Origin of the sequence: Bordetella bronchialis (assembly GCF_001676705.1) — a bacterium.
GTDB classification, from domain to species: Bacteria; Pseudomonadota; Gammaproteobacteria; order Burkholderiales; family Burkholderiaceae_B; genus Bordetella_C; species Bordetella_C bronchialis.
In genome coordinates, this window is record NZ_CP016170.1 from 1999548 (window position 1) to 2014064 (window position 14517).

Genomic DNA, 14517 nt, shown 5'->3' on the forward strand with positions numbered 1-14517 from the left:
TGTCATGCGTGGCAGGGATCAATCCAGCGCGCCGCGTACCAGTTCCAGCAGGATTTCCGCTTCCGCCTCGTCCATGTCGAAGCGGGTGACGAGCCGGATCACGCCGCCCCGGCGGCGGCCGTAGCGGGCGCCGGCGGCGGCGATGGCCTCGATGGCGCGGTCCGGCATGCGCACGAACAACATATTGGCGTCGACCGGCGCCACCAGCTCGACGCCGGGCAGGGCGCCCAGTTCGCGGCCGATGCGCGCGGCAAGCGCGTTCGCGCGCCGGGCCAGCCGCAGGTACAGGCCATCTTCGACATAGGCCAGCAACTGCGCGGCGGCGAAGCGCATCTTGGACCAGGTCTGGCCGGCGCGCCGCAGCCGATAGGACAGGGGCTCGACCAGGTCCGGGTCGAAGACGACGATGGCGTCGGCATTCATTCCGCCGTTCTTGGTGGCTCCGAACGACAGGATATCGACGCCGCGGCGCCATGTCATATCGGCCGGGGTGCAATCGAGTTTCGCCAGCGCATTGGCGAAACGCGCCCCGTCCATGTGAAAGCGCAGGCCGGCATCGCGGGCGATGGCGCCGATGGCGGCGATGCCGTCGAGGCGATACACCGTGCCGTATTCGGTGGCCTGTGTGATGGTGACGGCGTCGGGCTGCGAGCGGTTGCGTATGCCGCGTTCGGCCGTGGCCAGGGTCTCGCGCAACGTCGCGGGATCCAGCTGGTAATCCGCGCCCGGCAAGGCCAGCAGTTTGGCGCCGCCGCTATAGAACTCCGTGGCGCCGGCCTCGGACGTGTGTACGTGCGCCTCCTGGTGGCAATAGATGGCGCCCCAGGGCCGCGCGCAGCAGGATAACGACAGGGCGTTGGCCGCGGTGCCCGTGGCGACGGGAAAGACCGCCACCTCGGTCTCGAACAGGGTCGAGAATGCGCGATTCACCGCGGCGCTGTATTGGTCGTCGCCATAGGATGCGGCGGGATCCCGGTTCGCCGCCTCCACGGCGCGCAGGATTTCCGGGCTGACCGTGCCGACGTTGTCGCTGCGAAAGTTCAGCGTGATGCTGCGAGGAAGCGTGTTCACCTTGAGCTCCAGGCCATGCCGCGCCCCCTACATCAAGGCGCTGTCGCGCCGGCGCGAGTGCCGCTGCAGCAGCAATAGCGGGACGGCGGTGAAAAATATCAGGATCGATGCCGCCGCGGCGGCCAGTCCCGCGCCGGTGCCTTCCAGCAGCTGGAACATGCGCACCGTCATGGTGGACCAGCGGCTGGTGTACAGCACAATGGTCGAACTCAATTCCGATGCCACGGTGATCCACACCAGCACCATGCCGCCCACCAGGCCACCCGCCATCAAGGGCACGATCAAGCGCAGGAAAGTCCGGAAGGGCGACACCCCCAGATTGATGGACGCTTCCTCCAGGCTGGGTTCGAGCTGGTGCACGATGGCGGCCGCCGAGCGCACGCTGAACGGCAATTTGCGCACCACATAGGCGATGACCAGGATCAGCCAGCCGCCGGTCAGCACCAGCGGCTGGTTATTGAAGGCCAGGATCAGGCCCACGCCCATCACGGTGCCGGATACGGCGAAGGGCACCATCCCTATGGTATCCAGCGTCGCGGACAATCGGCCCCGGTGGCGCGTGACGATATAACCGATGGGGGCGCCGACTACCGTGGCGACCACGGCCGCCACCGTCGCCAGAATCAGCGTGTTGTAGAGCGGCTCGAAAGAGCCCGCCAGCAAGCCGGCATAGTTGCTCAATCCCGGCTCCCAGGTCAGTACCGGACCGCGAAAGCGCAGGAAGGAAATGCAAAGCACCGCCAGGAAGGGCATCAGCGACAGCAGCACGACGCCCCAGCTGTATACGGTCGCGGCCGCGCGCCAGCCGCGCGACAGCGGCAAGAGCGGCGGCGCGCTGCGCGCATTGGTCGTGAAGCGGCGCTTCGCCAGGTAATGGCGCTGCGCCAGCAAGCCCAGCGCCGTGCAGGCGATGAGCAGTACGCTCAATGCGCCGGCCGCCGCGGGATTGTTGTCGGCCTCGCCGGCGAACAGCTTGAAGATGTCGACGGCCAGGAAGGGGCGATCCTCCGCCAGCACCGAGGGCACGCCGAAGTTCTCCAGGGTTTCGATGAAGACCAGCAATGCACCCGCGAGTACCGCGGGCATCACCACGGGCAGCAGGACGCTGCGGAACACGTGCCAGCGCGAGCCTCCCAGGTTGCGGGCCGCTTCCTCCACCGAGATATCGATCGCCTTGAAGCCGGCCATGGTGGGCATCAGGACATAGGGATACAGCGTCAGCGAGAACACCGCGATGATGCCCGGCAATCCATAGATCGGACCCACGGGGATGCCGATATCGCGCAGCGCGCTCGTTACCACGCCGGCGTGCCCGAACAGCAGAACCAGGGCATAGGCGGCCACGAAGGATGGCAGGACCAGCGGCAGCGAGGCCAGCGTGAACAGCAGGGGCTTGCCGGGCAGATCGACACGCGCCATGCAGAAGGCCAGCGGCACGCCGATCAGGGTGGCGCCCACGGTGGCGCAGGCCGCCGCGATCAGGCTGTTGCTTACGCTCTTGACGTAATAGCCGCTGCGGAAGATGCCCGCATAGTTGGCCAGCGTGAAATCGCCCGTACCGTCCACACGCAGGCTGGCATTCAATACCAGCGCGAGCGGATAGAGCAGGAACAGGGCGAGCAGGACCAGTGCGCCGATCGAAACGGCGTAGCGAAAGCCCTTCATGAGGCGGGAAACGCGATGATGTGCGCGGGATCGTAGGCCAGCGTCAAAGGCGCGCCCTCCGCCAGGCCCGCGGATGACGCACCCAGCGCCGAGATGCGGATCTGCGTGCCGTCGGGCAGGGCCGCGTGCAGGCGCTGTATCTGGCCCAGGAACTCACGTAGCACCAGCCGGGCGCGCAACAGCGGGCCCGCGGCCTGGTCCACCAGGCGCAAGGCTTCCGGCCGGATCGAAAGCAGGACCTGGCCGCCTGGCTCGGCCACCTTGCCGTCCACCGATATCGTCGTGCCACCGGCGCTGACCTCGCTGGTCTGCCCGTCGAAGGCGCCGGCGATGCCCGGCAGTATGTTGGTACCGCCCAGGAATTCCGCCACGAAGGCCGTCCGGGGCCGCTGGTAGATCGACTCGGGCGTCCCGACCTGCTCGATGCGTCCGTTGCGCAGCACGGCGATGCGATCGGAAATGGCCAGCGCCTCTTCCTGGTCGTGCGTGACATAGACCGCCGTCAGTCCCAGCGACTTCTGCAACTGGCGGATTTCCACGCGCATTTCGGTGCGCAGCTGGGCGTCCAGATTCGATAAGGGCTCATCGAACAGCAGCACGGCCGGCTCGATTACCAGGGCTCGGGCGATGGCCACCCGCTGCAGCTGCCCGCCCGACAGCTGGTGCGGCCAGCGTGGGCCGTAGTCGGCCAGGCGCACGCGTTCGAGCGCCTTGCGCACGCGCGTCTCGATGGCCGCGGGCGGCACCTTGCGCGCCCGCAGGCCATAGGCCACATTGCCCGCCACGGTCAGGTTGGGAAAGATGGCGTAGTTCTGGAACACCATCGCGATATTGCGGCGGTGCGCCGGCAGGCTGTCGATGCGCGTGTCGCCCAGCAGGATGCTGCCGGAGGCGATATCGGTGAAGCCCGCGATGCTGCGCAGCAGCGTGGTCTTGCCGCAGCCGGAGGGGCCCAGCAGCGTGAACAGTTCCCCTTCGCCCACGGTCAGGGAAATGCCGTCCACCGCCCGCGCCGCGCCATAGCTGCAGACCAGGTCCTGAATGCGTATGGTCGTCATGGAAGCAGCAAGGGGCCGTCAGCGCGTTTCCTGGATGGTGGTCTTCAGGCGGCGCAGCGTATCGGCGCGCGCGGCCTCCCACTTGGCATCGTCGTAGGGCAGTACCTTGATCGTGCCGAATGCCGGCATGCTGCCGGCCGCGCCCAGGTCGACGTCCTGGCGGGCGGGGCGGCGGAACGTGGCCTTCAGCAGCATTTCCTGGGTGGGTTTGCTCGCCAGGTAATCGATCAGTTTCCGGGCGTTCTCCGGATCCGGGCCGCCCTTGATCAAGGCGGCGCCCTCGGCCAGCGCCACCGTACCGTCGGCCGGATAGCCGACTTTCACGGGCGCGCCGTTGTGCGCCCAAAGATAGCCGGCATATTCCAGCGAAATGCCCAGCGGATATTCGCCACTGCCATTGCCATCGAACACCAGCGTGGACCGGTTCAGCACCTTGGTATTGCCCACCAGCTTGCCGAACTTTTCCCAGGCGGCGTCGTTGTCGCCCCAGGCCTGCAGCAGCGCGGTGGCGGCCGCGTAGGAGAACCCGGAATTGGCCGGATCGGTGTAGGCGATACGGCCTTTCCACTTGGCATTGAACAGGTCTTCCCAGCGCTGCGGCGCCTCGGCGTCGGGGATGGCTTTGCTGTTGCGGTTGATGGTCACCACCTGGATGTTGGTGCCTATCCAAAGGTTGCCGGGATCGCGATAGGGGGCGGGCACGGTATCGCTTCCCTGGACCGCATAGGCCTGGAAATACTTGACGTTCTGCTTGAGCAGCGCCGCGCTCACGCCCCAAACCACGTCGGCCTGCGGGTTGCCCTGTTCGGAGGCGATGCGGCGGAACAGCACGCCCGAGCCCGAGGAAATCACGTTCACCGTGATGCCGGTGGCCTGCTTGAACCCATCGGATATCAGCTTGTTGACGGTGTCGTCGTTGGCCGAATACAGCACCACGTGGTCGGAAGCCGCGACGGCGGGCAGCGCCGGGCCGATGGCGGTCACGGCCAGCAAGGCAAGGCAGGCGGACAGGCGTTTCATGTTTTCCCCTTGGTTATGATCGAGCGGAGCCAGCAAGGCTGGCGCGGGCGGCGGCAATGCCCGCGCCCGGCGTGAAAGCATGGCCCAGGTCCGGCAGGACGTTCTCCAGATGGGCCAGGTCGGTCAGGATGGTGTCCTCGTCGAAGTCGCCCATCGTGCCGATGCGGATTACGCGGCCGGACAGCTTATTGCGCGAGCCGGCGATCACGGTGCGATGGCGCTGGTACAGCGCCTTGACGATGGCGGCGCCATCCATCTCGCGCGGTACCGACAAGGCGACCACCGTGCTGGACAGATTGCTCCCCGTTCCGAACACGGGAAGGCCGATCGCCGCGGCGCCGTCGCGCAACGCGGCGGACAGGCGGCGGTGGCGTGCCAGGACCCGTGGCAGTCCTTCCGCGTGGATCATGTCCAGGGCCTCGATCAGGCCGTAGACGATCGGAACGGCCGGCGTGAAAGGGGTTTCGCCTTTCTCCAGGGACGCCAGGACGCGCTTGAAGTCCCAGTAGAAGGCGGGAATATGGTCGCCGCGTTCGATGACTTCCCACGCCTTGGCGCTGACGCTGGCCAGCCCCAATCCCGGCGGGCACATCAGCGCTTTCTGCGAGGCCGACACCACCACGTCGACGCCCCATTCGTCCTGCTTCATCTCGATGCCCGCCAGGCCGCTGACGGAGTCGGTGACCAGCAGGGTGGACGTGTCGCGCAGCAGCGCGCCCAGGCGCGCCAGATCGGCCACGATGGCGGTCGAGCTTTCGTTGTGGATGACGAATACGGCGCGATAAGTCTTTTCGCGCAGGCGCCCCGCCACGGCGTCGATATCGATGTCGCTGCCCCAGGGCATGTCCAGCCTGTCGTATCGCGCGCCCACCGCCGCCGCGATGGAGGCGAAGCGTTCGCCGAACTGCCCGTGCGTAACGAACAGCAGTTCGGTATCCGGACTGGCGATGTTGACGACTGCGGCTTCCATCATTCCGCTGCCGGAGGCGGCGAAGAACAGGATGCGGTTGCGCGTGCCGAAGATGGGCTTGAGGCGCTCTTCGGCATCGGCCAGCATGGCGCGGAATTCGGGTCCGCGATGATTGACGATCAGCCGCGCGGTCGCCTGCCGGATGCGCGCCGGGACAAAGGTCGGGCCGGGAAGGCGGAGACGATACCCGTCCGGGATGAGCCCGACGGCGTTTGCTGCCTGAGACACCTTGTGCAACCCCCGGCCAGCGCGGCTGGCCATCACTTGGCGCGAGGCGGGCCGGAACCATGACAGCCACAGTCTGTCCTGGAGCCCGGTGCGCGTTCTTGCCGGTCAGCGAATAGGAACAGCTTGTATGAATGGATCCAGTCATACAGTCGTACAGCGCAGCACAGCATGGAGCGTTTGTCCGCAATAGTCAATCGGGGTTCTCGCCATTCGACGATACGGCCGCGCGACGGCTGACCAGGGGCTGAATACGATGGGCGGCCCGCCGTGCCTCCAAGGGGCCGGCCGTTGCACGCCGTCGAATATTGTTATGGGGAGGCCGTCACGGGCGGCATGGCACAGGGAATAAAATCGCCGGTTTTCCCTCCACCATTCCCATACCAGAACAAAACGCCATGACAGACAGCGCCCGCGTTCCCGATCATGTCTCGCTGCCAGAGTTGACTCTGCGCGGCATCATCCTGGGTGCGCTCATTACGGTGGTGTTCACCGCGTCCAATGTCTACCTGGGATTGAAGGTAGGCCTGACGTTTTCCTCGGCCATTCCGGCAGCGGTGATTTCCATGTCGGTGCTGCGCCTGTTCCGCGATGCCAACATCCTGGAAAACAATATGGTCCAGACGCAGGCCTCGGCCGCGGGCACGTTGTCTTCCGTGATATTCATTCTGCCGGCCCTGGTCATGATGGGGCATTGGCAAGGCTTTCCCTTCTGGCTCACCCTGGCGGTCTGCGCCGCGGGCGGCATGCTGGGCGTGATGTTCACGATTCCGCTGCGGCGCGTGATGGTGGTGCAAAGCGAGTTGCCCTATCCGGAGGGCGTCGCGGCGGCGGAAATCCTCCGCGTGGGCACCGCTGGCCAGCGCCCAGCCGGCGCGGAAGCCACGGGTTCCGGGGCCAAGGGCCGCGAAGGCGGCACGGGCCTGGCCGATATCGCCACGGGCGGCGCGATTGCCGCGGCGGTCAGCTTCGCCAGCAGCGGCCTGCGGGTGCTGGGCGATGGGGTCAGCATCTGGTTCTCCGCCGGCGCGGCGATCTTCCGCCTGCCCATGGGGTTCTCGCTGGCGCTGCTGGGCGCGGGGTATCTGATCGGCATCGTCGCCGGGCTGGCGATGTTGACGGGGCTGGTCATCGCCTGGGGGATTTCGGTGCCGGTACTGACGGCGATGCACCCGTTGCCGGCAGGCGCTTCAGTGGCGAGCCACGCCACCAGCCTGTGGTCCTCGCAAGTGCGCTTCATCGGCGCCGGGGTGATCGGCGTGGGGGCGATCTGGACGCTCGCCACGCTGGCCGCGCCCATGGCCCGCGGCTTGAAGACCACCTTCTCCGCGATGGGCGCGCGCGGCGGCCAGGGCGGCGGGCAGGTGCCCCGCACGGACCGCGATATGCCGGGATTCTGGATCGCGGCGGTCAGCCTGGCGATGGTGGCGGTGCTGGTATGGACCTTCCATGCCTTCCTGGCCGGCGCGCCGCTCGCGGCCAGCCTGTCCTGGCAACTGGTGATCTATGCCGTGGTATTCGCGTTCGTGTTCGGCCTGCTGGTCGCGGCTGCCTGCGGCTATATGGCGGGCCTGGTGGGCTCGTCCACCAGCCCCATCTCCGGCGTGGGCATCGTCGCCATCGTGCTCGTATCGCTGCTGATACTGGCCATCGGCGATGGCAACGGCTTGCTCGCCACGGAGGCCGGCCGGCAACTGGCCATCGCGGTGGCGATTTTCACGACATCGGCGGTGATCGCCGTGGCGTCCATCTCCAACGACAACCTGCAAGACCTGAAGACCGGTTGGCTGGTGGGCGCCACGCCCTGGCGCCAGCAGGTGGCCCTGCTGATAGGCTGCGTGGCCGGCGCGGTGGTGATCTCCCCGATCCTGGAATTGCTGTACAAGGCCTACGGTTTCGCGGATGCGCTGCCGCGTGCCGGCATGGATCCGTCGCAGGTATTGTCGGCGCCGCAGGCCACGCTGATGCTGGCCATCGTGCGCGGGATATTCACCCATCAGCTCAATTGGGCGATGATCCTGATCGGCATGGGCGTTGGCGTCGCGCTGATCGTCGTGGACCAGATCCTCAAACGCACTTGCAAGGTGGCGCGCATGCCGGTGCTCGCGGTCGGCATCGGCATCTATCTGCCGCCCACCGTCAGCGCGCCGCTGGTGCTGGGCGCCGTGCTGTCCTGGCTGGCCGCGCGTGCCTTGCAGCGCCGTGTCGCGGCGGGGCAGGCCGATCGCGCGGCCGTCGAGCGCGCCGACCGCCGCGGCGTCCTCATCGCATCGGGTCTGATCGTGGGCGAAAGCCTGGTGGGTGTCGTCATGGCCGCGATCATCGGCGCCAGCGGCAGGGAAGCGCCCTTGGCTATCGCCGGGCCGGATTTCGCTACCGCGGCGTCGTGGCTGGGCCTGGCCGTGTTCCTGGCCGTTGCGTGGCTGTTCCTGCGGCGCGTGCTGGCCGGGGTCGGCGTGCCGCGCTAATCGTGGTAGGCCAGGTGCAAGGGCAGGGCTTCGCGGTCGGCCAGCCTGCGGTTGGCCTCTTCCACCAGTTCGCTCTCGGCCGCGCGCAGGGCGGCGACACCGGTCAGGCCGGTGTCGCGTTCGACCCGCCGCAGCACATCCGCGGTACAGCGGCACGCCACGTATCGATGGCCGGTTTCCAGCCAAAGCAGGGCGCCGTCGTCGACCATCGATATCTCCCAAATCCCCCCCATCGCATCCTCCCGAAATCAAGGGGTTAACATTGGGCCCGCACGCATCCGGCCGAAGGCATATGGGCTATCCGGTAATCCGTTTCCAGTCTAGGCAGCACCATCCCTGGCGGGTATCAGATGGACGTACTACGGCAGCCGCACGATCGTGCGTATGCCATACCCCGCAAGGCCCAGGGCATGGCCGGCGGCCGATGCGCGACTGAACCTTATCCGCGTCCTAAGGACTAAGGCTCACGCCGGTTCCCGTCTCGACCTCCATGGAAGTTATGCAAAAGAAGCTTATTGCCGTTTTGTTGTCCGTCTCGGCCGTGTGCATGGCCCAGGCCGCGCTGGCCGCCGCGCCCGCCGCCGCGCCTTCGGCGACCCAGCCCGCCGCGGCCTCGCCCGCGGGCGCGCAGCCCGCCACCGCCACGCCGCCGGCCCCGGAAGCGCCGACACCGGACGCCAAGGCATGGCTGCTGCTGGACGCGACCAGCGGCCAGGTCATCGCGTCGAACAATGCGGACCAGCGGGTGGAGCCGGCCTCGCTGACCAAGATCATGACGTCCTATCTGATCTTCCAGGCCTTGCGCGACAAGACGCTGGAACTGAATCAGCAGGTCACCATTTCGACCAACGCGTGGAAGGTTGCGCCGGGCAGCTCCAAGATGTTCCTGGAGCCTGGCATGCGTGTCAGCATCGACGATCTGCTGTCGGGCCTGCTTATCCAGTCCGGCAACGACGCGGCCGTGGCGCTGGCCGAGGCCGCCGCGGGCTCGGAATCCGCGTTCGTGCAGCGCATGAACGAAACGGCCGAACGCCTGGGGCTGAAGTCCACGCACTTCAATAGTCCGCACGGCCTGCCGGATCCGCAGACCTATTCCACGGCACGCGACCTGGCCACGCTTACGGCACGCGTCATCCGCGATTTTCCGGACATGTACGTGCGCTACGACCACGTGAAGTCCTTTCGCTTCAACAACATCACGCAGCCCAATCGCAATCGGCTGCTATGGAGCGATCCGTCCGTCGACGGCGGCAAGACCGGCCACACCGAGGCCGCGGGATACTGCATGATCGCGTCCGCGGTGCGTCCGGGGGCCACCGGTCCCCGGCGGCTGATCGCCGTGGTCATGGGCACGCCGTCCGACAAGGTCCGCACGCAGACCACCGGCATGTTGCTGAACTGGGGTTTCCAGAATTACGAGACGGTCAAGCTCTACGCCAAGGGCCAGTCGGTAGGCAATGCCACCGTCTGGAAAGGCCAGCAGTCGCAGGTGCTGGTGGGCTTCGACCAGGACATTTACGCCACGGTGCCTCGTGCGTGGGTGCCGCGCCTGCAAAAGGTTATCAGCCGCCAAGGCCCGCTGATGGCGCCGCTGGCCCTGAATGCCCAGGTCGGCACGGCCGATCTGCAGATCGACGGGCGCACCATCCGCAGCTATCCCATCGTGGCCTTGCAGCCGGTCGAACAGGCGGGCGTGCTGGCCCGCGGGTGGGACAGCATGCGCCTGTGGGTATACGGCCTGATGAACGAAAAACCGCCGGCCTGACGCTACCGCCCGATTGGCGATATGGCAGGAATCGCTGCCATATCGTCAGCCCATCCTGGGCCCCTGCACACCTTGCCGGCTTTCGGTTGGCCGGCGTCCCGATCATGATTCCTGTCTGTCCAGACATAAGCGAGAGAATCATGACGAGGTTGGTCGATGTTCCCGGGATGGCGGCGCTGCTGCGGCAGGTCGGTGTCGCGCCTTTCATGCGCGAGTTGGCGGCACGCATACGCGCCGACTACCTCCGCTGGCCGGCGTTCGAGAAATCCGCGCGGCTGGCGTCTCATTCGCCCATCGGCGTCATCGAGCTCATGCCGGTCGCCGATGCGGCGCGCTATGCGTTCAAGTACGTCAATGGCCATCCGGGCAATACGGTCCTGGGACTGCCCACCGTCATGGCCTTCGGCGTATTGGCCGATGTCGCCACCGGCTATCCGCGCCTGATGTCCGAGCTCACGCTGACCACCGCCATGCGCACCGCCGCGACGTCCGTCGTCGCCGCCGCCGCGCTTGCCCGTCCGGGCGCGACATCCATGGCCCTGATCGGCAACGGGGCGCAAAGCGAGTTCCAGGCCCTCGCGTTCCACGACATGCTGGGGATAGAAGAAGTGCGCTTGTTCGACGTGGACAGGCAGGCCACCGCCAAGCTATTGCGCAACCTGGCGCATGCGGCGCCGACACTGCGTACCGTCGTGGCCGAGAGTACGGCGGCCGCCGTGCGCGGCGCGGACATCGTCACCACGGTGACGGCGGACAAGGCCTATGCGACCATCGTGACCCCCGACATGATCGAAGCCGGCATGCACCTGAACGCCGTTGGAGGCGACTGCCCGGGCAAGACGGAAATCCATCCGGCTGTCCTGCGCCAGGCACGGATCGTCGTGGAATACGAACCGCAGTCCCGCATCGAAGGCGACATACAGCAGTTGCCGGCCGACTTTCCCGTCGTCGAGCTTTGGCAGGTGCTGGCCGGCCGCGAGCCCGGACGCGAATCGCCGCGGCAAGTCACCGTGTTCGACTCGGTGGGTTTTGCCCTGGAAGACTATTCCGTCCTGTGCCTGGTCGAGGAGCTGGCGGAAAAGCATGGCATCGGCGCCGAACTGCCCCTGATCGCGACCGGGTGCGATCCCAAGGACCTTTATGCGGTCGCGCTGGGCAAGGATGGCGCCACGCTGCGCGAGGCAGCCTAGGCGCGGGGCGGCCGCATCCCGGCGGCGCTACTTGTAGACCGCCAGCAGGAGATTGGTCTCCGAATTGGCGATGCCCTTGATGCGGCGCAGGTCGCGCAGGACGCGGTCGAAGGTGGGCAGGTCCTGCACGCGGACCTCCGCCACCAGGTCCCAACGCCCGCTGGTCGAGTGGACCTGCACGACCTCGGGCAGGCGGCGCAACGCCGACAAGACGGCGTCGGTCTCGTTTCCGCGCACTTCGATCAGGGTCATGGCGCGGATGCCCTGGTCTTCGGCTTCGCTGCGCAGGCGGACGGTGAAACCCAGGATGGTCCCGCCGCGCAGCAGGCGCTCGATCCGGTTGTGTATGGTGCCGCGCGACACCGACAGCTTTTTCGCCAGCGTGGCGGTGCTCAGCCGGCCGTTGTCGCGCAGCAGCGCAATCAGGCGAAGGTCCAGGTCATCCAGGGATTCTTGCATGGGAGGGGCGGCAATATGCCGTGCATGGCTGCCCTACTGTAGCACTGCGTGGGCCACACACGTCCGGCCGGCGGCCGTCGTAGGCGGATATTCGACGTTTCGCGTCGGCTGCGCTAGAATCGTTGATAGATCAATTATTGATGGATCCATAAAATGGCTCCCCGCGCTCCCGCCACGCCGCATTCCGCCGGACAGGTGTTGCCGTTTCGCCAGTCTCTGATGGCGATGCTGGGCATGTGTTTCGTGGTGATGATGGTGGCTATCGACCAGACGGTCGTCGGCACGGCCCTGCCCACCGTCGTCGCGGAGCTGAAAGGCTTCGACCTCTATGCCTGGGTGGCGACCTCCTACCTGCTGACCTCCGTCATCACCGTGCCCATCTTCGGCCGCCTGGGCGATTACTACGGGCGCAAGCCTTTCGTGGTGTCCGCCATCATCGTCTTCACGGCGGCGTCCGCCCTGTGCGGCGCGGCCGACAGCATGCTGTTCCTGGTCATCGCCCGCGCGCTGCAGGGCATAGGGGGCGGCATGCTGGTGGGCACGGCTTTCGCCTGCATCCCGGACCTGTTTCCCGACTCCTATGTGCGCCTGCGCTGGCAGGTCATGTTCAGTTCGGCCTTCGGCATCGCCAATGCCGTCGGGCCCTCGCTGGGGGGAGTGTTGACGGAATACTATGGCTGGCGCTCGGTTTTCTACGTCAACATTCCGGTGGGCCTGCTCGGCTTGTGGTTCGTCTCGCGCCACTTGCCGCATCTGCGCCATAGCGATCCTTCGCGCAAGATCCGCCTGGACTGGCCCGGCGCGCTGCTCATCGCCCTGGCGCTGGGTGGCCTGCAACTGCTGGTCGAACTGCTGCCGGGCCAGGGCTTCGACAGCCTGACCGCGGCCCTCGCGGTGGGCAGCGTGGTGGCCTTCGCCTTGCTGTATTGGTGGGAAAGGCGCTGCGAACAACCGCTGCTGCCCTTCGAGATGTTCCGCAACGCCAGCCTGGCGCCGCTGTTCATGCTGGCGCTGCTGGTCGGGGTATCCATGTTCTCGCTGTTGTTCTACGCGCCGCTGCTGCTGCAGGGCGGCTTCGGCCTCTCGCCGAAGGATGCCGGCCTGCTGATCACGCCCATGGTGGTGTGCATTACCGTGGGCAGTATCACCAATGGCCGCATCGTGACGCGTATCAAGAATCCGAACAACATGCTTTACGTGGGCTTCCTGCTGATGTGCCTGGCCACCGCGGGGATCATCTCCACCCATAACTACACGCCGCGCTGGCTGATCGCCACTTACATGCTGGCGGCAGGCCTGGGGTTGGGCTTCATCATGCCCAATCTGACCGTGTTCGCGCAGGAGACCGCCGGCCGCGCGCATCTGGGCATTGCCACGGCGCTGCTGCAATCGCTGCGCATGGTGGGCGGCATGGTCGGCACGGCCGTGGTGGGCACCATGGTCAACCACAGCTATATCAGCGGCGTACGCGCGTCGCTGGAGAGCGGCCAGGCGCTGCGCTGGCTGGACAGCCTGGACGATCCGCAGATACTCGTGAATCCCTCCGCGCAGGCGTCATTCATGCAGCAGGTGGCGGCGGTGGGGCGCGATGGCGCGTCCTATCTGGAAGCGGCGCGGGTCTCGCTCGTCGGCGCCATTCATGACGGGCAGATCATCGTGCTGGCCATCGCGATTCTGTCGCTGTGGTTCGTACGCAAGGTCCCGCCCATCCGGCTGACCCGCCGCAGCAAAGTCGCCAGCGCGCCCGCGGAGTAATCATGCCGAAGGAGCAACAAGGCCTGCATACCGTGCAGATGCTGGGCCAGGCCTATCGTGCCATGATGGCGGCCTTCGACGCCAATGTGGGCCATGCCCTGCCTCGCTGGCGCATCCTGCTGGCGCTGCACGAGGGGGGCTCCCTGTCGCAGAAAGTCCTGGCGGAGCGCTGCCGGCTGGATCCGGCATCGCTGACGCGCCAGCTGCAGGCCATGGAAAGCCTGGGCTGGATCAGCCGCACGATAGACGAGCAGGACAACCGCCTGATCAATGCCGTGCTCACGACGCAAGGCAAGCGCGTCGTGGCCGAAGCGCTGCCACGCCGCGCGGCGTTCTTCGACCGGGCCATGCATGGCCTGACCGCGGAGCAGATCCGCGTCTGCCACGAGGTCCTGGCGGTGCTGGAGGAAAACTTCAAGGCGGCGCAGCAGCGCGACGCGGGCTGAAACGGGCAGCCGCGGCGGCGGGGCGGTCGGGAAGAAGCGCGTGGGCCGTTCCGGGCCGTAGTGCCCAAGAAAAACGCCGGCCTGGCGGGCCGGCGTTTCCGTGGACGGGTCTATATGGCGCCGACCAGCAAAAGAATAATGACGATGATCAAAACCAGGCCCAGGCCGCCACTGGGGTAGTAGCCCCATGCCCGGCTGTGAGGCCAGGTCGGCAGCGCGCCGATCAACAGCAGGATCAGAACGATCAACAATATGGTTCCAAGGGTCATGTGATTCTCCTTATCGCGGTTGCGGCCAACCGGCCCGCTTGGCGGTGCGCGATGTCACCACGGTTGGGCAAGGAGCAAAAAGCGGACCCGTACCAATGAAGCAGCCCGGACGCGCTACGTCGGCAGGGCGGCTTAACCACTAACTTCCCAAATTGC

The 14517-nt window shown here is 66.6% G+C and carries 13 protein-coding genes; 5 read left to right on the plus strand and 8 right to left on the minus strand.

Features of this window, described 5'->3' with window-relative positions:
- Positions 1–18 precede the first annotated feature (18 nt).
- Genes BAU06_RS08885 through BAU06_RS08905 form a run of 5 tightly spaced genes read right to left on the minus strand, consistent with a single transcriptional unit; the run spans position 19 to position 6012 of the window.
- Positions 19–1071, minus strand: a complete 1053-nt coding sequence (locus BAU06_RS08885; RefSeq protein ID WP_066347309.1) for a threonine aldolase family protein — start codon at positions 1069–1071, stop codon at positions 19–21.
- Positions 1072–1098: 27 nt separating this feature from the next.
- Complete coding sequence (locus BAU06_RS08890) at positions 1099–2736, minus strand: ABC transporter permease (RefSeq protein ID WP_066347312.1); 1638 nt, start codon at positions 2734–2736, stop codon at positions 1099–1101.
- Complete coding sequence (locus tag BAU06_RS08895) at positions 2733–3794, minus strand: ABC transporter ATP-binding protein (protein WP_066347315.1); 1062 nt, start codon at positions 3792–3794, stop codon at positions 2733–2735. The genes BAU06_RS08890 and BAU06_RS08895 overlap by 4 nt, the downstream gene beginning before the upstream one ends.
- A gap of 18 nt (positions 3795–3812) precedes the next feature.
- Positions 3813–4814 carry an extracellular solute-binding protein gene (locus BAU06_RS08900; RefSeq protein WP_066347318.1) on the minus strand — a complete coding sequence of 334 codons (1002 nt, stop codon included), beginning with the start codon at positions 4812–4814 and terminating at the stop codon, positions 3813–3815.
- Positions 4815–4827: 13 nt separating this feature from the next.
- Positions 4828–6012 carry a pyridoxal-phosphate-dependent aminotransferase family protein gene (locus tag BAU06_RS08905; protein ID WP_197509472.1) on the minus strand — a complete coding sequence of 395 codons (1185 nt, stop codon included), beginning with the start codon at positions 6010–6012 and terminating at the stop codon, positions 4828–4830.
- 395 nt (positions 6013–6407) lie between these two features.
- Here BAU06_RS08905 and BAU06_RS08910 point away from each other — a divergent pair, with 395 nt between their 5' ends.
- Complete coding sequence (locus BAU06_RS08910; protein WP_066347322.1) at positions 6408–8477, plus strand: OPT family oligopeptide transporter; 2070 nt, start codon at positions 6408–6410, stop codon at positions 8475–8477.
- Here BAU06_RS08910 and BAU06_RS08915 read toward each other — a convergent pair.
- Positions 8474–8686 (minus strand): hypothetical protein, encoded by a 213-nt coding sequence (locus tag BAU06_RS08915; protein ID WP_066347332.1) that lies wholly within the window; start codon positions 8684–8686, stop codon positions 8474–8476. The two genes, BAU06_RS08910 and BAU06_RS08915, sit on opposite strands and share 4 nt — an antisense overlap.
- 290 nt (positions 8687–8976) lie before the next feature.
- Here BAU06_RS08915 and BAU06_RS08920 point away from each other — a divergent pair, with 290 nt between their 5' ends.
- Both BAU06_RS08920 and BAU06_RS08925 read left to right on the plus strand, forming a co-directional pair.
- On the plus strand, positions 8977–10242 hold the full coding sequence (locus BAU06_RS08920; protein WP_231934023.1) for a D-alanyl-D-alanine carboxypeptidase family protein: 1266 nt from the start codon (positions 8977–8979) through the stop codon (positions 10240–10242).
- A gap of 140 nt (positions 10243–10382) precedes the next feature.
- Entirely contained in the window at positions 10383–11432 is a 1050-nt protein-coding gene (locus tag BAU06_RS08925; RefSeq protein ID WP_066347334.1) for an ornithine cyclodeaminase, read from the plus strand.
- A gap of 27 nt (positions 11433–11459) precedes the next feature.
- On the opposite strand, the gene BAU06_RS08930 is transcribed toward BAU06_RS08925, so the two are convergent.
- The gene (locus BAU06_RS08930) at positions 11460–11891 is read right to left on the minus strand and encodes an Lrp/AsnC family transcriptional regulator (RefSeq protein ID WP_066347336.1); all 432 of its coding nucleotides are present in this window, start codon (positions 11889–11891) and stop codon (positions 11460–11462) included.
- Positions 11892–12044: 153 nt separating this feature from the next.
- Between BAU06_RS08930 and BAU06_RS08935 the strand changes: the two genes are divergently transcribed.
- Together BAU06_RS08935 and BAU06_RS08940 are read left to right on the plus strand one after the other, a co-directional pair.
- Entirely contained in the window at positions 12045–13646 is a 1602-nt protein-coding gene (locus BAU06_RS08935; RefSeq protein ID WP_066347338.1) for an MDR family MFS transporter, read from the plus strand.
- 2 nt (positions 13647–13648) lie between these two features.
- Positions 13649–14092 carry a MarR family winged helix-turn-helix transcriptional regulator gene (locus BAU06_RS08940; protein ID WP_066347342.1) on the plus strand — a complete coding sequence of 148 codons (444 nt, stop codon included), beginning with the start codon at positions 13649–13651 and terminating at the stop codon, positions 14090–14092.
- 110 nt (positions 14093–14202) lie between these two features.
- On the opposite strand, the gene BAU06_RS08945 is transcribed toward BAU06_RS08940, so the two are convergent.
- A complete protein-coding gene (locus tag BAU06_RS08945; RefSeq protein ID WP_066347345.1) occupies positions 14203–14361 on the minus strand; it encodes a DUF3309 family protein in 159 nt (52 codons plus the stop codon).
- Positions 14362–14517: the final 156 nt, after the last annotated feature.